The organism is Novosphingobium sp. 1529 (assembly GCF_040544855.1).
Classification (GTDB): domain Bacteria; phylum Pseudomonadota; class Alphaproteobacteria; order Sphingomonadales; family Sphingomonadaceae; genus Novosphingobium; species Novosphingobium capsulatum.
This window is the reverse complement of the sequence record NZ_JBEPKW010000009.1, coordinates 1-20,504: the sequence shown is the minus strand read 5'-3', so window position 1 is coordinate 20,504 and position 20,504 is coordinate 1. Positions and strand designations below refer to the sequence as shown.

General features: G+C 66.3%; 12 protein-coding genes and 1 pseudogene. 5 read left to right on the top strand and 8 right to left on the bottom strand.

Annotation, left to right across the window (positions count from 1 at the left end; all coding sequences use genetic code 11):
* Nucleotides 1-182: 182 nt before the first annotated feature.
* From ABIC78_RS15780 to ABIC78_RS15765, 4 genes are all read right to left on the bottom strand, one after another.
* Complete coding sequence (locus tag ABIC78_RS15780) at nt 183-1,175, bottom strand: diguanylate cyclase (protein ID WP_354490694.1); 993 nt, start codon at nt 1,173-1,175, stop codon at nt 183-185.
* 20 nt (nt 1,176-1,195) lie between these two features.
* Entirely contained in the window at nt 1,196-4,201 is a 3,006-nt protein-coding gene (locus ABIC78_RS15775) for a response regulator (protein WP_354490692.1), read from the bottom strand.
* The gene (locus tag ABIC78_RS15770; RefSeq protein ID WP_354490690.1) at nt 4,198-4,629 is read right to left on the bottom strand and encodes a hypothetical protein; all 432 of its coding nucleotides are present in this window, start codon (nt 4,627-4,629) and stop codon (nt 4,198-4,200) included. The genes ABIC78_RS15775 and ABIC78_RS15770 overlap by 4 nt, the downstream gene beginning before the upstream one ends.
* A 258-nt stretch (nt 4,630-4,887) precedes the next feature.
* The gene (locus ABIC78_RS15765) at nt 4,888-8,892 is read right to left on the bottom strand and encodes a non-ribosomal peptide synthetase (protein ID WP_354490688.1); all 4,005 of its coding nucleotides are present in this window, start codon (nt 8,890-8,892) and stop codon (nt 4,888-4,890) included.
* A gap of 254 nt (nt 8,893-9,146) precedes the next feature.
* Between ABIC78_RS15765 and adh the strand changes: the two genes are divergently transcribed.
* From adh to ABIC78_RS15745, 4 genes are all read left to right on the top strand, one after another.
* Nucleotides 9,147-10,667 carry an aldehyde dehydrogenase gene (gene adh, locus ABIC78_RS15760; RefSeq protein ID WP_062788517.1) on the top strand — a complete coding sequence of 507 codons (1,521 nt, stop codon included), beginning with the start codon at nt 9,147-9,149 and terminating at the stop codon, nt 10,665-10,667.
* A 99-nt stretch (nt 10,668-10,766) separates the two neighbouring features.
* Complete coding sequence (locus tag ABIC78_RS15755; protein WP_054130935.1) at nt 10,767-11,162, top strand: DUF779 domain-containing protein; 396 nt, start codon at nt 10,767-10,769, stop codon at nt 11,160-11,162.
* A gap of 134 nt (nt 11,163-11,296) precedes the next feature.
* Nucleotides 11,297-12,472, top strand: a complete 1,176-nt coding sequence (locus ABIC78_RS15750; protein ID WP_022676623.1) for an FIST N-terminal domain-containing protein — start codon at nt 11,297-11,299, stop codon at nt 12,470-12,472.
* Nucleotides 12,469-14,736 carry a hybrid sensor histidine kinase/response regulator gene (locus ABIC78_RS15745; RefSeq protein ID WP_354490683.1) on the top strand — a complete coding sequence of 756 codons (2,268 nt, stop codon included), beginning with the start codon at nt 12,469-12,471 and terminating at the stop codon, nt 14,734-14,736. The genes ABIC78_RS15750 and ABIC78_RS15745 overlap by 4 nt, the downstream gene beginning before the upstream one ends.
* A gap of 251 nt (nt 14,737-14,987) precedes the next feature.
* Here the strand turns inward: ABIC78_RS15745 and ABIC78_RS15740 are convergent, their stop codons facing one another.
* From ABIC78_RS15740 to pedF, 4 genes are all read right to left on the bottom strand, one after another.
* Nucleotides 14,988-15,635 carry a response regulator gene (locus ABIC78_RS15740; protein WP_054130816.1) on the bottom strand — a complete coding sequence of 216 codons (648 nt, stop codon included), beginning with the start codon at nt 15,633-15,635 and terminating at the stop codon, nt 14,988-14,990.
* A 179-nt stretch (nt 15,636-15,814) separates the two neighbouring features.
* On the bottom strand, nt 15,815-17,581 hold the full coding sequence (locus tag ABIC78_RS15735) for a methanol/ethanol family PQQ-dependent dehydrogenase (RefSeq protein WP_502915685.1): 1,767 nt from the start codon (nt 17,579-17,581) through the stop codon (nt 15,815-15,817).
* Between the two features lie 307 nt (nt 17,582-17,888).
* Nucleotides 17,889-18,740, bottom strand: coding sequence for a substrate-binding periplasmic protein (locus tag ABIC78_RS15730; protein ID WP_233251036.1), 852 nt, complete (start codon nt 18,738-18,740; stop codon nt 17,889-17,891).
* 4 nt (nt 18,741-18,744) lie between these two features.
* Entirely contained in the window at nt 18,745-19,182 is a 438-nt protein-coding gene (pedF, locus tag ABIC78_RS15725; protein WP_022676627.1) for a cytochrome c-550 PedF, read from the bottom strand.
* Between the two features lie 166 nt (nt 19,183-19,348).
* On the opposite strand from pedF, the pseudogene ABIC78_RS15720 reads away from it, so the two are divergent.
* Nucleotides 19,349-20,329: pseudogene (locus tag ABIC78_RS15720) on the top strand (PQQ-dependent catabolism-associated beta-propeller protein); the annotation flags it as partial.
* Nucleotides 20,330-20,504: the final 175 nt, after the last annotated feature.

Sequence of the window (20,504 nt, the reverse complement as noted above, 5' to 3'; positions counted from 1 at the left end):
ACCCGGCGCTTTGCGTCCGGCTTGTGAACGTTCTCAACTGTGATGACGCATGCGCGTGAACGTTCACTTTGTCAAGCACCCGGCGTTGCCAGCCGTGACAAAGGGCAATGAAACGAGATCAGCCTGCCGGGAAAGCAGCTGGCAAGCGCGGCCTGGACAGTGCGCCGCCCGCGCCGCGGCGATCAGCCTGTGGCGCGAAGGCCAAGTTGCGCGGTCGGATAGGCCGCGCGATCGTTGCCCGCGGGTTGACCATGCCCGGGCAGGCCATGTTCGAACACGGTCGCGGTGATGCGATTGCGGCCCTCGCTCTTGCTGCGATAGAGCTGCGCATCAGCCATATCGATCCACTCCTGCGGCTTGGCCCCGGCGACGCTGCGCGCACTGGCGATGCCGATGCTGACCGTGACGAACGCATCCACGCCCGATCGCGCGTGCGGAATACCCAGCTGGCGCACCTGGCGCCCGATCTCGGCCGCAACGGATTGGGCCGTGGCCAGGTCTGCGCCGGGCAGCACGCAGACGAACTCTTCCCCGCCATAGCGGGCCGAAAGATCGGTCGCACGGCGCACCGCGCGGGTGAGCGCGGCGGCGACCATGGCAATGCAGCGGTCGCCGGCCGGGTGGCCATAGGCATCGTTGAACTGCTTGAAGAAGTCGATATCGAGCATGACCACCGACAGCCATTCCTGCTGCCGCGCCAGCCGCGTGGTCTCCACCTCCAGCGTGCGTTCCAGGTGCCGGCGATTGGACAAGCCGGTGAGCGCATCGGTCACCGCCATCCGTGCCAGTTGATCGCGCAGGCGCTTGAGTTCAACATGATTGGCCACCCGCGCGCGCAGGATCGGCGGCTGCACCGGCTTGGTCACATAGTCGATCGCGCCCAGCGACAGACCGCGCATCTCGTCCTCGCTGTCCCCCAGGCCGGTGGTGAAGATCACCGGCACATCGGTCAGCGTGGCATCCTGCTTGAGCGCGGCACAGACGGCAAAGCCATCCATGCCCGGCATCAGCACATCGAGCAGGATGAGATCGGGCTGCGCGGTGCGCGCCAGATCCAGCGCCTCTTGCCCCGACAGGGCAAAGCAGACGTCGTATTCGTCTTCGAGCACGGCATTGATGATCTCGATATTGGCGATTTCATCGTCGACGATCATCACCAGACCGCGCCGCGACAAGGGGGGAAGCGCCTGGCCCATTAGGCAACGGCCCCCTGTATCGGCGCATCATCGGCAAGGCTGCCTTCTGCTTCGAGCAGGGCCAGCGCGCGGCCATAGTCGAGCCGTTCCAGCGCCTGGCGCACCGGATGGCCCTGGCGCGCCGGCTCGGGCAGGCCCAGCGCATCAGCATAGACGACAAAGGCAGCCCGCGCCGCCAGGCTGCGCCGCTGCACCAGATCGATCAGCCCGTCGCGCGCCTGGGCAACGGCGCCGGCATCTGCGCACGAGCCATCTGCCTCCGTGATCGACGGGACATGAGCCGGAAGCGGTGGCGCCAGGCTGCGCGCCGCCTCGATCGCCGGGGCCAGTTCGCGGGCCAGCAGGGCAATCTCGCGGTCGAGGCCAAAGGTCTGTTCGGCGGCCAGCAAGCGCTCGATGCGCGCGGCCACGGCCTGGACCTGCGGCAGTTCGAGCGAACCGGCCACGCCCTTGAGCGAATGGGCCAGGCGCCGCGCCTCGGCCAGGCGGCCTTCGTCCACCAGGCTGGTCAGCGCACCGGGCGTGGCGGCATAGATATCGCCGAAATCGCCGATCAGCTTGAGCAACAGCGTGCGCTTGCCATTAACCCGCGCCAGGGCCGCAGGAATGCCGAAGGGCGGCAGGTGATCGGGCAAGACCGCCTCGGACGCGCCGGCCGCATCGTTGGCCACGGCGTCGTTTGCCACAGGGCCGGTCCAGGCGGCATCGGTCCCCTGGCCGGCCACTGCCCCGGCAGGCGCGGCATCGGGCCGGCGCAACCAGCGTTCCAGCGTGCGAACCAGCAGCGCAGGCTCAACCGGCTTGGCGATATGATCGTTCATGCCGGCGTCAAGGCACCGCTGGCGTTCTTCGTCATAGGCATGCGCCGTCATCGCGATGATCGGCAAGGCGTCGGCGCTCCACGTGCGACGAATGCGCGCGGTGGCTTCGATGCCGTCCATCTCGGGCATCTGCACATCCATCAGCACAGCGGCATAGGCCCCGTTCTGCGCCGCCACCATGGCGCAGGCGATGCGGCCGTTTTCGGCGCAGTCCACCTCGAGCCCGGCATCGCCGAGCAGTTCCATGGCGATTTCGCGGTTGATCTCGTTGTCTTCGGCCAGCAGCACGCGCAGGCCGCACAGGCGCTGTGGCAGGCTTGGCGCCTGCGCCACCGCGTCTGCCATTGCCGCAGGCGCGGGCGCGGCAGCGGAGCCCTTGGCGGGCGCGCGTTCAGCCCGTTCGGGGAACAGATCGCACAGCGTTTCGATCAGCGCGCGTGGTTGCAGAGGCTTGGTGAGGAACGCATCGACATCGGCGCGATCGACCGACCCCAGGAACTCGTCGGCGCCATAGGCCGTCACCAGCAGTGTTGCCGGCAGGCGCCCATGCGGCACGCGGGTGCGCATGGCCTTGACCGTGTCCATCCCGCTCAAGCCCGGCATCTTCCAGTCGAGCAGGACAAGATCGAACGGACGCCCGGCGGCGGCCGCTGCATCGATCGCTGCCAGGGCTTCCTCGCCCGAGGCAACGAGATCGACCGCCATGCTCCATCCGGTCAACAATTCGTGCACGATCTGGCGCGAGGCGGCATTGTCATCGGCAGCAAGCACGCGCAGGCCCGCCAGGCCCGGCGGCGGCAGCAGCCCGGCGCGGGCCAGCGTGCCGGCATCGCCCATCACCACGCGGAAGGTAAACACGCTGCCCATGCCGGGCGTGCTTTCCACGGTGATGCCGCCGCCCATCTGCTCAACAATCTGGCGCGAGATGGCCAGGCCCAGCCCGGTGCCACCAAAGCGCCGGGTCATCGAACTGTCGGCCTGGGTAAACGAGGTGAACAGCGCGTCGCGCGCTTCGGCGGTCATGCCGATGCCGGTATTGCGCACGGTGCATTCCAGGGTGACGGTGCCCTCTCCCGTCGCCACCAGATCGACGCCGACCATGACCACGCCCTTTTCGGTGAACTTGACCGCATTGCTGAGCAGGTTGAGCAAGACCTGGCCAAAGCGCAGTTCATCGCCCACCACCATCTGCGGCACGCGCGGGCCGACGGTAACGCGCAGCGCCACACCCTTGGCCTCTGCATCGAGATTGAGCATCTGGGCCTGGTGCTCCACCGTGGCGCGCACATCGAACGGCCGCGCCTCAAGCGTGAGCTTGCCTGCCTCGTTCTTGGAATAATCGAGAATGTCGTTGATCAGGCGCAGCAGCGAGGCGCCAGCATCGGCAATCCGCGCGACATAGACCTGCTGCCGGGGATTGAGCGCGGTGCGCTGCGCCAGGTGGCAAAAGCCCAGGATGGCGTTCATCGGCGTGCGGATTTCGTGGCTCATGTTGGCCAGGAACATGCTCTTGGCGCGCGTGGCATCCTCGGCCTCGCGGGTGCGTTCTTCCAGCGCCAGGTTCTTGGCGCGGATTTCCTCGCCCATGGCGGTGACACGCTGCACGGATTCGACCAGCCGGTCGCTGAGCCAGACCAGCACCGCGGTCTGGAATGCAACGATCACGGCGTGAAGCAGCACGCGGGCAATGTTGCCCTCGCCGGGAAAGACCGCATAGGGCAAGGCATAGAGCAGCACGAGGTGATGCAGCGCCGTGGCCGTGGCCGCCATCAGGATGGCGCCGCGATCGCACCAGGCAATGGTCAGCGCCAGCATGGCAAAGAAGTACATGTGCATGTCCATCTGCCAGGCATGGCCCTGCATCAGGAACAGCAGCAGCGCCGGCTCGCCCACCAGCGCCACGGCGGAAAGATAGCGCGTGGACCGGGCAATGCCGTGGCGCCACCACATCAGGTGGTAGGCGAGCGCCAGAACGCCGCCAGCAACGCCCGCCCCGATCGGCGACTGGCCCGCCAGCCAGGCAACGACCGCCAGCAGCGGCACGTGCGCCCACAGCAGATAGACCAGAAAATGGCCGAAGCGGTGGCGCACGTCATCCAGTTCGGTGGCCGGTAGCGGCACGGCCGCAACCATCGGAGCGGATAACGCAGTGGGCACGAAACGCGGCGATGAGGGGATCGTCATAGGGCCGTTTCTTCCTTGGCAGCGCCGAGGCAGCCCGCCAGACGTGGCGAAGCGAAGATGAACCAGGCCCCTTCTCGGCGCAGTGCGGCAGGAAAATCCACACGGGGGGACGTGGCGATAGCGATATTGGCAAAGCGGCCCGGTGCCACCAGCGCGCCTTGCGCGCCGGCAACCATGGCCAAAGTCTGTATCTGCGGGGTACCGGGTGGAGCAATGACCACCACCTGGTCACCCGGCTGGATCGGCGGGACGGAGGCCCAGGCCAGGCCAGCCACGCCGGCCAGCATCAGGGCGGCGGCGGGCCATATGCTAACGATGGCGGGAGCAGCGATCGTGCGCGGCGGCGGCGCAGGCATCGCACCGTGGCCCGATGCGGCTACGGCGCGATGGCAAGTCGCGTTGATACTGCTGGTACGATCATCGATCATATCCGCCCTCCACACCTTGGAGGTTACGGGTGGCCAATTTCCAATTGGTAAACTTTTACGTTATCGAACTGATCGCAAACTGAATTTGGCCAACAAGGCGCAGTTTTTCGTGTAATATTTCATCCAAATTGGCAGTTGTTCGCGCGCCAAATAGCGGGCGCTTGCAGCAAACTCTGTCAGCCCGGCAGGTAAGCAGACACATGCCAGCAATAGGCGCCCGGCAGCGCGCGCTGGTTTAGCGCCGGTTTTCTGCGGTTTTCAGCCAACCACGCGCACTGGAACGCCCTGATAGGCAAGGCCAGGACGCAGGTGTTCGTGCTTCATCACCACGCTGCCGCCCAGCACGCGGGTGCCCGAATCGATCACCGCGCCATAGAGCGGCACGGTGCCGGCATGGACGGTGGCGCCGGTGCCGATCCGCACCTTGTCCACCTTGAGTACGCGATCCTCGAACGTGTGGGCCTGGAAATTGGCATGGACCGTGGCGCCGTCGCCGATCTCGATCATGTCGGGATCGACGACCTGGGCAAACAGCGGCCCGAGCACGGCGCGGCGCCCGATCTTGAGGCCCATCAGCCGCAGATAGACCAGCAGCAGGAACGTGCCTTCCAGCTGTTGCAGTATGAAATTGGCATAGCGCGCCCAGGCCACGTAGACGAAATCCCAGCGGCTGCACCAGCACGACCACAGCGCGTGCTGGCCAGGCCGCACCCGGCCGATCAGGCCCCACTTGAGGACCATCACCACCAGGCACAGCGCCACCATCGTGGCGAGCGTGGCACCGGGCACCACCACCCAGGTCATCAGTGCCAGGCTGGCCCCACGCGCCGCAGCCGCGCCGATCGCGGCGAACCACAGGGCGCCCAGCACCAGCGGCACCACCGGCAGGAAAAAGCGCGCCAGTTCCCAGAACCAGCGGTTGGCCTGGCGGATCAGCGAAGGATCGTGCGTCACGCTGCGATCGGCCTCCACCACCTGGCGGCGCGGCAGATCGAAACTGGGATGGCCAAAGCGCGACTGCCCGCGCGCGATCAGCGTGGCATCGGCCACCGTGGAAATGCCGATGAGGATATCATCGGGCAAGGTCTCGCCCGCCGGGATCACCGCGTGATTGCCCAGGAAGGTATTGCGGCCAAGGCGAATCGGCGCGACCCGCACCGTGCCCTGGCGGAGTTCCGCCCCGCCGAGATAGATGCCATCGGCAAAGAAGGTTTCCGCGCCGATGCTGACGAGTTCGGGGGTGACGTCAAAGATCGTGCTGATCTCGCACTTGTCGCCCAGCTTCATGCCCGCCAGGCGCAGCCAATGTTTATACATCAAGGTGCCTGACAGCCATTCTCCGGCGGCAAAGACCGCGCCGGCCTTGATCCACAGGCGGATGTAGCCAAGGCTCCAGCGGTCGATCACGCCGGGCCGCACGCGGCCCATCGCGCGCAGCAGGACTGCCGACCAGAAGACGTTGAGCGGCACGGCAAGGACCGTGGTGGCGAGCAGCGCCGCAATCACCCGCCCGTCGAGCGAGGGCGCTGCCATCCAGTGCCAGATCGCCTTGGCGCTCACTTCGCCGCCCAGGCACAAGCCCAGCAGCAGCAACTCCCCCGGCAGCGCGGCCAGCGCGGTGAACAGCCCCTGCCCGAGAAGCAGCAGCAGGCCATGGCGCCAGGGCCCGAGCCGCGTGGCGGCGCGCGTGATCACCGGAGGCGGCGGCGCCACGCCCACGCGCTGTGCCGGTACGCCGTCCCACACTTCGCCCGCCGGCACCGTGCCGCCGGCATTGAGCACGGAAAGCGCTGTCAGCACACTGCCTGCGCCCATGCGTGCTGGGCCTTCCACGCCCGCGCGCACCATCAATGCAGCGCCCGTTTCCAGCGTGATCGGCGCCACCACGATATCGCCGCGATCGAGTTCGACCAGGCCCAGGTGGGCGCCCTGCCCCAGCGCGACATCATCGCCCAGGTCGAGCAGGTCCCAGCCGCCCCGGCGCAGATCGACGTTGCGGTGAATGTGCACGCGCTGCCCGATCCGCGCGCCGAGCAGGCGCAGGATCGCGTTGTTGAGTTCAGTGCCGGCCAACAGCGGCCAGGGGATCAGCCGCACCGCCTGCATCACCATCCAGTGGCGCAGGTAATAGGCGCTCCACACCGGCGCGCGCACCGGGCGATAGCGGCCGATCGCCAGCCACTTGACCGCCACGGCAAAAGCCACCGACACCGGCAGATAGACCAGGAACCCGGCCAGGCCGATCAGCGGCGCCACCAGCACCAGCGTGGCCAGGCCCAGGTGCGCAAAGGCCAGCGGCGCGACGCGGAACGCGGCGAACCACGAGGCCCAGGCCGCCACCAGCACCGTCATCGCCAGCCAGCCGCCCTGCACCAGATTGGCCAGCAGCGGGCGCGCCACGCCTTCGCGCAGCAGCGGCAGCGCCGCATCGGCAATGGTTTCTGCCGGTTCGGGCGCGCGCAGGGCCAGGGCCCGCACGGTGCGCGCATCATAGATGTCGCTGACCGTCACCCAATCGGTGCGCCAGTCTTCGCGCAGCAGAGTAACCAGCATCGCCGCGCTGAGCGAATCCCCGCCCAGCCCTTCGAAGAAATCGGCAGTGACCGAAACGCCATCGGGGCGCTTGAGCACATCGGCCATCGCGCGGGCGATCAATGCCTCCAGCTCGCCCTCGGGCAGGACCAGCGCCTCTTCCTCGCGGCCCGGCCCGCTGCGCTGGGCCGCAAGGTTCATCGGCGGCAGCGCCTTGCGGTCAAGCTTGCCCCCCACGGTGGTGGGCAGTGCCGCGATCAGGCCGATCTGGCGCGGGACCATGTAGGGCGGCAGGCTGGCGGCCAGCGCCTGGCGCAACGTATCCCCCAGGGGCGGTGCGGCGGGATCGACCGGCACGACATAGGCCACCAGTTCGGGCACGCCGCCGCGATCCTGCACCGTGGCTCCGGCCGCGCGCACGCCGGGCAGTGCGGCAAGCTGCGCCTCGATCTCGCCCAGTTCCACGCGATAGCCGCGGATCTTGACCTGGGCATCGATGCGCCCGTGATAGAACAGGTTGCCGGTCTCGTCGCGGTGCACCAGGTCGCCGGTGCGATAGAGCCGCCCGTGGCGCGGATGATCGATGAACTTCTCGGCCGTCAGATCGGGGCGATGGCGATAGCCGCGCGCCACCCCGGCGCCGCCGATGCACAACTCGCCCTGCGCGCCCTCAGCCACATCGTCCAGCGCATCGTCGAGCACATAGGCGTGCATGCCCGGCACGGGGCGGCCGATGGTGATCGGCCCACCCCGCACGATATCGCCGCGCAGACAGGTGACCGCGCATTCGGTCGGGCCATAGCCATTGACCAGCCGCCGCCCCTGCGCCCACAGCGCGGCGATATCGGCGGGCAAGGCTTCCCCACCGACATAGAGCAGCTTGAGATCGGGCAGCGCCGCCTGGGGATTGCTGCAGCCACTGCTGCGCAGCAGGGTTGGCGGCGGGCAAAACACGCTGGCGCGGTGATCGGCCAGCCAGGCAACGATATCTGGCCCCAGCCGCGCGGCCGCATCATCCATCACCAGCAGCGTGGCGCCACTGGCCAGTGCCAGCCAGATTTCCTCGATCGAACTGTCATAGGCGACCGACGAGCCCTGGACCACGCGGTCTCCCGGCCCCAGCGCAAATTCGGCCAGATCGGACGCGACCAGATTGGCGATCTGGCGATGCTCGATCATCACTCCCTTGGGTTTGCCCGTGGTGCCCGAGGTATAGATCAGATAGGCCAGCTGCGCCGGGCCGACCTGGGGCAGAGCCGCACCGCCAGCAGGCGCTTGGGCCAGCAATTGCGCCGGATCATGCACCGCGCAGGCGCCATGGGCCAGGCCCGCCAGCCGTTCCAGGGCGGCAGGTTCGGCCAGGATCAGCGCGGGCTGCGCGTCTTCCAGGATATCGACGACACGGCCATCGGGAAACGAGGGATCGAGGCAGGTGAACGCACATCCGGCCTTGAGCACGGCCAATTGCGCCAGATAGAGCAGTGGCGACGTGCGCGGCAGCTGCAGCGCCACGACCGGTTCGCCGCCGGGCGCAGCGGCCGGCAGGCGCGCCAGGATCGCCTGGGCCAGAATGTCGCTTTGCGCGGCGAGATCGGCATAGCTGATCGCCTGGTCGATATCGCGGCCCTTGCCGGCCGGCACGAAGATGGCGCACGCCTGCGGATGCCGCGCCGCCGCAGCCGCCAGAAAACCGTGCAGCGTCATGTCGTTTTGCAGTTGGTGTCCGCCCATATCCGCCCCCTAGCGCCGATGTTGCGCCGGTCAATCGGGAACCCCGCACAAAAACGCCGAATTCGGACAGGCCAACCGTGCGGAATCCGCGGCAGCATCCGCCCGTTCGACCCAAGGTACAATTGCCCGAACGGGGCCCCTTTGCGCATTCTCGGCCAGAACACGGAACGGGCCGCAGGGCTTCGTGGCAGGTCGCATAGCATGCCACCGTTTCACACGTCATTCGCCTTAAAGCATATGCAAGGAGAGGCCCCATGTTGCAGGAAGCCATGACCAAGTTTTCGGCCCAAAGCCCGATCAAGGCCAAGTTCGACAACTTCATCGGAGGCAAGTGGGTCGCGCCGGTTCGCGGCCAGTACTTCGACAACGTCTCGCCCGTAACCGGCAAGCCGGTGTGCCAGGTGGCGCGCGGCACAGCCGAAGATATCGAACTGGCGCTTGATGCCGCGCACAAGGCACGCGAAGCCTGGGGCCGCACCTCGCCGGCTGATCGCGCCAATATCCTGCTCAAGGTGGCGCAGCGGATGGAGGACAACCTCGACCTGCTGGCGATGGTGGAAACCATCGACAACGGCAAGCCGATCCGCGAAACCACCGCTGCCGACGTGCCGCTGGCGATCGACCACTTCCGCTATTTCGCCGCCTGCGTGCGCAGCCAGGAAGGCACCCTGGGCGAAATCGACCACGACACCGTGGCCTATCACTATCACGAACCGCTGGGCGTGGTCGGCCAGATCATTCCGTGGAACTTCCCGCTGCTGATGGCCGCGTGGAAGCTGGCCCCGGCCCTTGCCGCCGGCAACTGCGTGGTGCTCAAGCCCGCCGAGCAGACCCCGATGTCGATCCTGGTGTTTGCCGAACTGGTCGCCGACATCCTGCCCGAGGGCACGCTCAACATCGTCAACGGCTTTGGCATCGAAGCGGGCAAGCCGCTCGCCACCAGCAAGCGCATCGCCAAGATCGCCTTTACCGGCGAAACCTCCACCGGCCGGCTGATCATGCAGTATGCCAGCGAAAACCTGATCCCGGTGACGCTGGAACTGGGCGGCAAGAGCCCGAACATCTTCTTTGCCGACGTGATGGACGCCGACGACGACTATTTCGACAAGGTGCTCGAAGGCTTTGCCATGTTCGGCCTGAACCAGGGCGAAGTGTGCACCTGCCCGTCGCGCGCGCTGGTGCAGGAATCGATCTATGAAAAGTTCATGGAACGCGCCGTGGCCCGCGTGCAGAAGATCCGCCAGGGCAGCCCGCTCGATCCGTCCACGATGATCGGCGCGCAGGCCTCGCAAGAGCAGATGGAAAAGATCCTCTCGTACATCGACATCGGTCGGGGCGAAGGCGCCAAGGTGCTGACCGGCGGCAGCCGCGCCACGCTTTCGGGCGACCTGGCCGATGGCTATTACGTGACCCCTACCATCCTGGAAGGTCACAACAAGATGCGCGTGTTCCAGGAAGAAATCTTTGGCCCGGTGCTGGCCGTGACCACGTTCAAGGACGAAGCCGAGGCGCTGGCCATTGCCAACGACACGCAGTTCGGCCTGGGCGCGGGTGTATGGACCCGCAATGGCAACCGCGCCTATCGCTTCGGCCGCGAAATCCAGGCCGGGCGCGTGTGGACCAACTGCTATCACCTCTATCCTGCCCATGCTGCCTTCGGTGGCTACAAGCAGTCGGGCATCGGGCGCGAAACCCACAAGATGATGCTCGATCACTATCAGCAGACCAAGAACCTGCTGGTCAGCTACAGCACCAAGGCGCTCGGCTTCTTCTGAGGCGCCGCGATGAAAGGCGCCCCCGGCGGACAACAGGGGCGCATTTTCCGGGGCGGGTGCGGCAAGCGCCCGCCCCGCTTGGCTTGGAGCAGCGATGCCATGGCAGATATTCCGCCCCGCGTGACGTCAACGCCGGCAGCCGATGCATGGATTGCCCGGCTGACGGCCATGCACGGACCGCTGATGTTCCACCAGTCGGGCGGCTGCTGCGATGGATCGGTGCCGATGTGCTATCCCCGCGGCGAGTTCAAGGTGGGCGGGCAGGACGTGTTGCTGGGCCATATTGCCGGCGATGTGCCGGTGTGGATCGGCGCGGCGCAGTTCGAATATGCGCGGAACACCCAGCTTACCATCGATGTCGCGCCGGGGCGCGGCGCCGGCATGTCGTTGGAAACGCCCGAAGGTGTTCGCTTTCTCGGCCATGCGCGGCTGTTCACCGATGCCGAGGCCCTGGCCCTGGAAGAAGGCGGGCCACCGCCGCGCGGAGAATCCTGAGCAAGCCATCATATTTTTGTATCGCCGCCCTTTCCGATAGCGGCCGAACCATTGTATTGTGACCCTGCCTTGATCGCCGCCCTGTGCGCGCGAAGGCAACGATAACAAGACAATAGCGGCGATTGGAGAGGGTCTTGGATATTCGCACCTGCGAGGTTGGCGTGGCTTCATCCCATGCATCCGATCCTTTCGAGGCCTTTGCCCAGATCAGCCGGTCGATCGCGCCAGAACATCTGGCGGGGGCCGTGATGTTCTGTTCCCACCGCTATGACCGGGAAATGCTGGCACGGGCGGCGCGCGGCTGGTCGATGGAACGGTTTCCGATGATCGGTTGCACCAGTTCGGGCGAGTTGACCGAGGCCGGCTATGACGAGGATTCGATCAGCCTGATCGCGTTTCCGGCCGACAGTTTCCACATGGTCAGCCACCGGTTTGACGATCTGGCGCACTTCGATGCCGGCGCGGCGCGGGCGGCAGTGCGCGACCTGGTGGCGCGCGCGGAAGTGGGCAGCGAGCGCCTCTCGATCCAGTCCTTGGGCCGCAAAGTGAACCACGCCGCGCTGTTCCTGGTCGATGGCCTGTCGCACAGCGAGGAATTGCTGGCGATGACCGTGCAGGATGCGCTGGGCGAAATTCCGCTGGTGGGGGGATCATCGGGCGATGGGCTGATGTTCAAGGAAACCGGCATCTATTCCGATGGCATGTTTCATGCAGCCGGCGCGGTGGTGGCGATCGTGTCGACCACGCGGCCGCTGCACGTGTTCCGCCGCCAGCACTACAAGCCCGGCGCGGTCAAGATGGTGGTGACCGGCGCCGATGCCGGCGCCCGCCGCGTAACCGAGATCAATGCCGAGCCGGCGGCCGAGGAATACCTGCGCCTGGCCAGCACGGTCTATGGCGGGATCGACATGCGCAAGCCCGACATGGCGCTGTTTGCCGCCTGTCCGCCGATGGTGCGCGCCGGGGGCGATTATCACGTGCGGGCGGTGCAGACCGCGCATGCCGACGGCAGCCTCACGTTCTATTGCGCGATCGACGAAGGCATCGTGCTGACCTTGGGCGAGCCGGTCGACCAGCTGGAAAGCCTGAATGCGACGATGGCGGAAATTCGCGAGGCGGTGGGCGAAATCGACCACATCATCGCCTTCGACTGCGTGCTCAACCGCATCAATGCCGAGCGGCGCCAGCTGGGCCGGCCGATTTCAGAAATCTATCGCCGCAACGGCGTGGTGGGCTTCAACACTTATGGCGAGCAGTTCCATGCGCTGCATGTCAACCAGACGTTCAGCGGGCTGGCGATCGGGCGATGACGGATAGCGCGCCTTTTACCACGGCTGCGCCAGAGGATGCCGCGCAGCATATCGCGCGGCTGGAAGGCGAGTTGCGCAAGCTGCGCAAGATCAACGCCACGCTGATCGACCGGGTGGAGCGATCGACCGACCTGTCGCATTCGGCCTTTTCGATGTTCGAGCGGGCGATCACGCTGGAGCAACTGGTGCGCGATCGCACCCGCGCGCTCGAACAGGCCATGGGCGAACTCGCCACGGTCAATGCCAAGCTGGCCCAGGCCCATGCCAATGCCGAAGCGGCCGAGACGCGGCTGCGCGATGCGATTGAGTCGATCAACGAGGGCTTTGCGCTGTTCGATGCCGAGGATCGCCTGGTCCTGTTCAACGAGGCCTATATGGGCTTCTGGCCCGAAGTGGCCGAACTGCTGCCGGAAAATCCCACGTTCCACGAAATCATCAGCCTGCTGGCACAGCAGCGCCGTCCGGCCGGCGCGCTGTCGGCGCCCGATCGCTGGGTGTCAGACCGGCTGGCGCGCCATGCCGTGGCATCGGGCGGCCATGTCCAGGCCCTGTCGGACGGGCGCTGGATCCAGATCAACGAGCTGCGCACCAGCGAGGGCGGCATCGTTGGCATCTATACCGACATTACCGAGGCCAAGGCCGAGGATGCCCGCGCCCGTGCCCGCGATCTGGCCGAACAGAACCTGGCGTTGCAGGCCCTGCTCGACAACCTGGTGGAAGGCGTGTGCATGTTCGATGCCGGCCGCCGCCTGACGGCGTGGAACGGCGCCCTGCAACGCCTGCTGGGCCTGGCCGGCGACGCGAGCGCGGCGATCGGCAACCACGAAGACCTGGTGCGCTTCTGCGCCCAGACCCTGGCGATGGACGGGGCCGACGCACTGGCTTGGCGCACCGAGGCCGAGGGCACGGTGCGCAACCGCCTGGCCACGGTGGGCGATCGCATCTGGGAAGTGCGCACCACCGCTACGGCGCTGGGCGGCATGGTGGTGGGCTTCCTGGATGTGACAGAGCCGACCACCGCCCGGCAGATCCTGCAGAATACCGCCGAAACGCTGGAACGCCGCGTGGCCGAGCGCACCACCGAGTTGACCGCGCTTAACCGCCGCCTGGCATCCGAAGTGGCCGAACGCCGCGCGATCGAGGCGCAGCTGCTGGAGGCCAAGACCGCCGCGGAAATGGCCAACCGGTCAAAGACCAGCTTTCTTGCCGCCGCCAGCCACGATCTGCTCCAGCCGCTCAATGCCGCGCGGCTGTTCATCGCAGCGCTGACCGAGCGGCGGCTTGCCCTGCCCACCCGCGCGCTGGTCAACCAGGCCTCCACCTCGCTCAATTCGGTGGAAGACCTGCTGGAAACCCTGTTCGAAATCTCGCGCCTTGATGCCGGCGCCATCACCCCCAACCTCACCGACGTGAACCTGGCCGGCCTGCTCGGCACGTTGCAGACTGAATTTGCCCCCACCGCACACGCGGCGGGCCTGACCTTTACTGTGGAAGCCGAGCCGGTATGGGTGCGCAGCGACGCGCGCCTGCTGCGCCGCATCCTGCAGAACCTGGTGTCCAACGCTATCCGCTATACCGGCAGCGGGCACGTGCGCGTGAAGACCGACAGCCCCACCCCGGGCCAAGTGCGGATCAGCGTGGCCGATACCGGCCCGGGCATCCCCAAGGACCAGCAGGAGCGCATTTTCGAAGAGTTCCGCCGGCTCGACAACAGCCACCGCATTCCCGGCAAAGGGCTGGGCCTGGCGATCGTGCGCCGCGCCACGGCCATGCTGCAGCATCCGCTGGAATTGACCTCGGACGCGGGCGCTGGCGCGTGCTTTGCCATCACCGTTCCCCTGGGCGAAAGCCAGGCCGATACTGCTCCCACCACGGCCAAGCCGGTGCGCGATCGCGCCATCCAGGGCCGGCGCATCCTGGTGATCGACAACGAAACGCAGATCCAGCTGGGCATGGAAACGCTGTTGACCGGTTGGGGTTGCCAGGTGCTGGTCGCCGGCAGCGGGCCGGCCGCGATCGACCGGCTGGGCGCCGAAACGCCCGACGTGATCATTGCCGACTTTCACCTCGATCACGCCGAAACCGGCGACCAGGCCGTGCACGATGTGCGCGCCAGCCTGGGCCGCAGCGTGCCCGCGATCATCATTTCGGCCGATCGCAGCGAGGAACTGAAGGAACGCCTAGCCGGGCAGAAGCTGCCCCTGCTGGGCAAGCCGGTAAAGCCGGCGCAGTTGCGCGCGCTGTTGCAGACGATGATGCATTGAAACGGGCGGAGTTTGGCGCCCTTCGACAGGCTCAGGACAGGCCCTTCGACAGGCTCAGGGCGAACGGAGGTTTTTCATTAAAGCCCGTTCGGGCTGAGCTTGTCGAAGCCCCTGCGCGGGACCGTAGTTTCAGGCTTCGCACCACCCCCAACCCCCTCCTCTAAAGAGGATGGGGCTTTCAGATCAACGCCTTAACTCGCCCTCCTCTTCAGAGGAGGGGGTCGGGGGGTGGTGGAAATCCACGCATACCGTCAATCGAAATGGACGCGGTTGGCCAGGATCACGGCCTGGGTGCGGCTGAACACGCCCAGCTTTTGCAGGATGGCCGAGACGTGGGCCTTGACCGTGGTGAGCGAGACATCGAGATCATGGGCGATCTGCTTGTTGAGCCGGCCGTGCACGAGATGGTGCAGCACCACTTTCTGCTGCGGGGTCAGGCTGTCGATCCGCGTGCGGATCTGCGCTTCCTCGGCGCTGGCAGGCGTTTCTTCAAGGCCGGTATCGGGAATGTAGATTTCGCCGGCCATGACCATGTGCAGCGCATTGACGATACCATCGCGCTTCATCGACTTGGGCAGGAAACCCGCCGCGCCGGCCGAGAGCGCCTCTTGCACCAGGGCGCGGTCAAAGCTGCCCGAGACCATCAGCACCGGCACCATCGGAAATGCTTCGCGCAGTTGCACCAGGCCTGACAGGCGCGTGGCATCGGGCATGTTGAGATCGAGGAGGACAAGATCGCAATCGCCATGGCTGGCAAGCACCGTGGCGGCTTCTTCGACACCTGCCGCTTCCAGGATGTCGCAATGCTCGAACGTAACGGCAAGCAGGCTGCGCAGCCCGTCCCGCACCAGCGGGTGATCATCGACAACTAGGATGCGTTCGGGTGTGGCGTTGGCCATGGCGGCACTATCGGCCGGCCGCGCGGAAAAGCAAGAGGGGGAAGGTGCGCTCCGCACCCGCAAGGGTGTGCGGGACCCGCCGCCTTCCACAACGGGCCCCACAACGGCCCGGGGCGCTGTTGCCAGCACCCCGGTGAAGGGCAAGGGGCGGGAAGCCCCCCAGCTTCCGCCCCGACCCATCATGACTTGGGCAGCTTGAACACCCAGAGCGCGCCGCCCTGGCTGATTTCCTTGAAGGTCTTGGCGACCTCGCCACCCCACAGCGGCACGGCGCCGCCCCAGCCCGACATCACGGCGACATACTGTTCGCCGTCCTGTTCCCAGGTGATCGGCGAACCAACCACGCCCGAGCCGGTGTTGAACTTCCACAACTCCTGGCCGGTCTTGGCGTCGAAGGCCTTGAGATAGCCTTCCGGCGTACCGGTAAAGACCAGGCCGCCAGCGGTGCTCATCACCCCGCCCCACAGCGGCGCCTTGTTCTTGTATTCCCACACAATCTTGCCGGTCTTGGGGTCCATCGCGCGCAGGGCGCCGATGTGATCTTCGGCAATCGGCTTGATCGTGAAGCTGGCGCCGAGATAGGCCGCGCCCTTCTTGTAGGCGATCGGCGTGTTCCAGATGTCCATGCCCCAATCGTTCGACGGGATGTAGAACAGGCCGGTCTGGTCGGAATAGGCCATCGGCATCCAGTTCTTGCCGCCCAGGAACGAAGGGCTGGCGAACACGGTCTTGCCCTTGGCCTCGCTGCCGCCGGCCATGTCAGGCGCGCCGGGGCGGTTGTCGTCGATATAGTTGGGGCGGCCGGTCTTGGCGTTGAAGCCGTTGGCCCAGGTCGTCTGCATGACGAACTTGCTGGCGCTGATGAACTTGCCGTTGGTGCGGTCGAGCACGAAGAAATAGCCGTTGCGATCGGCCTTGGCGCCCAGCTTCATCGCCTTGCCGTTGACCGTGGCGTCGAACGGAATGAATTCGTTCACCCCGTCAAAGTCCCAGCCATCGTGCGGCGTGGTCTGGTAATGCCAGACGATCTGGCCGTTGTCGGGGTTAATCGCCAGCGTCGAGGCGGTATAGAGATTGTCGCCCTGGCGCAGGTGGCTGTTCCACGGCGCCGGGTTGCCGGTGCCGAAGAAGATCAGGTTGGTTTCCGGGTCATAGGTGCCGCCAAGCCAGGTGGCGCCGCCGCCGGTCTTCCACAAGTCACCCGGCCAGGTGGCATTGAGCTTGCCGGTCATGCCGTTGGGCTGGCCACGCAGAGTGCCCATGTGGCCTTCGATCACCGGGCGGCTCCACACCAGTTCGCCAGTGTTCACGTCGCGCGCCTCGACCACGCCGACCGCGCCGAATTCACCGCCCGATACCCCGGTGATGACCAGGCCCTTGACGATCAGCGGCGCGGCGGTCTGGCTGTAGCCGGCCTGGTAATCGGCCACGGTCTTGTTCCAGATGACCTTGCCGGTCTTGCGGTTGAGCGCCACGACGTGCGCATCCAGCGTGCCGAAGATGATCTTGTCGCCATAGATTGCCGCGCCGCGGTTGACCACGTCGCAGCAGGGCATGATGCCGTCGGGCAGGCGGGCATCGTATTCCCACTGCTTTTCACCAGTGCGCGCATCGAACGCAAAGACGCGCGAATAGGAGCCGGTGACATAGATCATGCCGTCATAGACGATCGGCTGCGATTCCTGGCCGCGCTGCTTTTCCCCGCCGAGCGAGGCTGCGAAAGCCGGCACCATCTTGGCGACATTGACGGTGTTGATCTGCGTGAGCGGGCTGAACCGGTGCGCCTGCGGCCCCATGCCATAGGTCAGCACGTCGCCCGTGGTGGTGGCATCGGCCATCAGGTCGGCATCGCCAGGGCCCGCAGCGGGCGCGCCATCGGCCAGCGCAGGAGCGGCCATGGCGATGGCCAGCACACAGGCTGCAGTCGCCTTGAAAAATCCCTTCATCATCACACCTCCGATTGATCGTGCAGCCTCTCGTGCGGGCTGATCACGTTGCGCTGATTATGGGGGGCGGATGGTGGTTTGCTGCGGCCGGTGCCCCCTGCCCCGCCCACCTGACATCTGGGAACCTATTCCATCGTGCGCGGGCTACAATTGGACCTTGGCACTAGGTTTGCTGCGCAACAATTGCCCCTCCACCACGCGCTGCGCGCGCGGTCCCCCTCCCCGCCGCTGCGCGCCAGGGAGGATCTCGTATCCTCCCCACATGGTGGGGAGGTGGCAGGCCGTAGGCCTGACGGAGGGGTGGGCCTCAACCCGCCAGCGGCGCCTGCCAGTTCACGCCATAGGGCTGGCACAGCGCGGCCAGGCGGCCGTCTTTCTGCATCTGGCCCACGATCTCTTCCAGGGCATCACCCAGCGTGCGGCTGGATTCCTTCACGGCCATGCCGACATCCCAGCCGGGGCTGGTCATCATCGGCAAGGGCCCCTTGCGCCGGGCAAAGCCGCTGGCCTGGCCTTTGAGCCCGTATTCGAGCTGCGCCGTGGTCGCCATGGCGGCATCGGCATCGCCCTTGACCAGGGCCGAAACCGCCGACACGCCATTGGGATAATGTGCCACATCCTTGGCGAGCGCGCCGCCGAACTGGCCCATCAGGTAATAATCAGGGATCGTGGCCACTTCGACGGCCAGCTTGTGCCCCTTGAACGAGACGGGAATGCCTTCGCATTCCAGGCCCTTGCCGGTGGCGCAGGCCAGGCCGAAGCGTTCCCGCGCATAGGGCGCGACGATCGCCACCTGGTCTTGCGCGGCGGCAAAGGCGGGATCGAACGGCACATGCAGCATGACATCGGCTGCCTGGAACCCCAGCAGCCCGCCACGCCACACTGCATTGCGCAGATCGTCTTCGACGCTTTCGCCGGCCGGGAAGATCGCCAGATCGGCTTTCACGCCGAGTGCTGCGGCCAGGGCGCGACCGAGATCGGCATCGATGCCCTTGATCTGGCCGCCCTCGTCCCACGACCATGGCGCGTTGTCCTGGTAGATCGCCACGCGCAGCATGCCGCTGGCCTTGACCTTGGCCAGAGGGGCTGCCTCCACCGCGCGGGGCAGGACGGCAGCAGCGGCAAGGCCAGCCAGCAGGGTGCGGCGCGTGACAGCCACCGGCTTATTCCTCGTGCACGGTTTCAAGCCAGGCGCGGATGGCCCAGCCGGCCTTCTGGCCCAGGATCTCGCCCATCGGCGGCATATAGACCTTGCCGTCGCGCACCGACCCATGGTGATAGCGCTGAACGAACCATTCATCGCCGGAATCGCCCAGTTCCAGGTAACGCAGATCGGGCGCGATACCGCCGGAAATGGCATCGATGCCGTGGCAGCGCGCGCAGTTCTGGGCATAGGCGTGATGGCCGATCTCGATCGCCTTGGCATTGCCGCGATAGGGATTGTGCTGCAACCAGGTGTCGTTGTTGGGCTGGATATCGGGCAGCGCCGTGGTATCGACGGGCTGCGGCGTCACATCGCCGTGGGCCAGGAGATGCGTGGCGCCGGCAAGGGTAAAAACCCCGGCTGCCGCGCAGAGCGCCAGTCGTCCGGTGAACTTCATCGCGTCATTCCCTTTCCCAGTTTTATGGTCTGGCACGAATCTTGGGCTTGGCAAGCTCCGTGACACTGCGGATGGTGATGAACCATGCAAGCCATGGGAGAAATTGACCTTTGGTCGAATGCCCAGGCCGGCAGGCGCCGCCTAAGGTGCGTATGACGGAAGAGGATCCTGCCCCATGCGTTTGACTGCTCGCGCGGCGCTCGCCGCTATTGCCGCCCTGCTGCCGCTCGCCACCGCGCAGGCGCAGACCGTCTATGTCAGCAACGAACGCGGCAATTCGATCAGCGTGATCGACGGCGCGAGTGGCAAGTCCCTTGCCACCTGGCCAGTGGGCGAACGCCCGCGCGGCATCACCCTGTCAAAGGACGGGCGCTTCGTGCTGGTCTGCGTCAGCAACGACAACGCGGTCAAAGTGATCGACCGACAGACCGGCAAGATCCTGCGCGAAATCGGCGCGGGACAGGATCCGGAACAGTTCTTCCTGAGCCAGGATGGCAAGACCGTGTTCGTGGCCAACGAAAACGATGCTGCCGTCAGCGCGATCGATCTCGCCAGCGGCCGCGTGGCGTTCCAGGTTTCGGTGGGCAAGGAGCCGGAAGGCATTGCGCAAAGCCCGGACGGCAAGTGGCTGGTCGTGACCTCGGAAGAAGACAACGCGGTCAGCTGGATCGACCTGGCCAGCCATGCGGTGGTTTCCACCATGGAAACCGAAAAGCGCCCGCGCCACGTGGAATTCACCGCCGATGGCAAGCAGCTGTGGATCGCGGCCGAAGTGGGCGGCGTGGTGCAGATCGCTGATCCGCAGACGCGCGCGATCACGGCCACGATCCACTTCGCGATCCCCGGCGTGGCCGATTACAAGATCATGCCCTGCGGCATCCGCTTCACCCCCGATGGCAAGACGGCCGTGGTCGCGCTGGGCCGGGCCGATCGCATCGCCCTGGTCGATGTGGCGAGCCACACGGTCAAGACCACGATCCCGGTGGGCAAGCGCGTGTGGCATCTCGCGCTCAATGCCGATGGCACGCGGGCCTACACCGCCAACGGCCTGTCGAACGATGTTTCGGTGGTGGACCTGGTGGCGGGGCAGACCATTGCTACGGTGCCGGCAGGCGTGGCGCCCTGGGGGGCCGTGGTGGGGGATTGAAGGCCCTGCCTTTCCCGTCAACTGAAACAGAGATGGGGTTCGCGCAGAGGCGCTGAGGCGCAGAGATTCTATGTTCTCTGCGCCCCCACCCCCCCGCCCGGAAAAAAAAAAACCCCCCCCCCCCCCCCCCGCGGGGGGGCCCCCCCCCCCCCGGGGCGGGGGGGGGTTTTTAAAC

What these genes read in the sequence shown, in the direction of transcription:
- ABIC78_RS15775 (WP_354490692.1), bottom strand. Translation starts at nt 4,201, where the DNA reads ATGACGATCCCCTCATCGCCGCGTTTCGTGCCCACTGCGTTATCCGCT.
- ABIC78_RS15770 (WP_354490690.1), bottom strand. Translation starts at nt 4,629, where the DNA reads ATGATCGATGATCGTACCAGCAGTATCAACGCGACTTGCCATCGCGCC.
- ABIC78_RS15765 (WP_354490688.1), bottom strand. Translation starts at nt 8,892, where the DNA reads ATGGGCGGACACCAACTGCAAAACGACATGACGCTGCACGGTTTTCTG.
- adh (WP_062788517.1), top strand. Translation starts at nt 9,147, where the DNA reads ATGTTGCAGGAAGCCATGACCAAGTTTTCGGCCCAAAGCCCGATCAAG.
- ABIC78_RS15755 (WP_054130935.1), top strand. Translation starts at nt 10,767, where the DNA reads ATGGCAGATATTCCGCCCCGCGTGACGTCAACGCCGGCAGCCGATGCA.
- ABIC78_RS15745 (WP_354490683.1), top strand. Translation starts at nt 12,469, where the DNA reads ATGACGGATAGCGCGCCTTTTACCACGGCTGCGCCAGAGGATGCCGCG.
- ABIC78_RS15740 (WP_054130816.1), bottom strand. Translation starts at nt 15,635, where the DNA reads ATGGCCAACGCCACACCCGAACGCATCCTAGTTGTCGATGATCACCCG.
- ABIC78_RS15735 (WP_502915685.1), bottom strand. Translation starts at nt 17,581, where the DNA reads ATGAAGGGATTTTTCAAGGCGACTGCAGCCTGTGTGCTGGCCATCGCC.
- pedF (WP_022676627.1), bottom strand. Translation starts at nt 19,182, where the DNA reads ATGAAGTTCACCGGACGACTGGCGCTCTGCGCGGCAGCCGGGGTTTTT.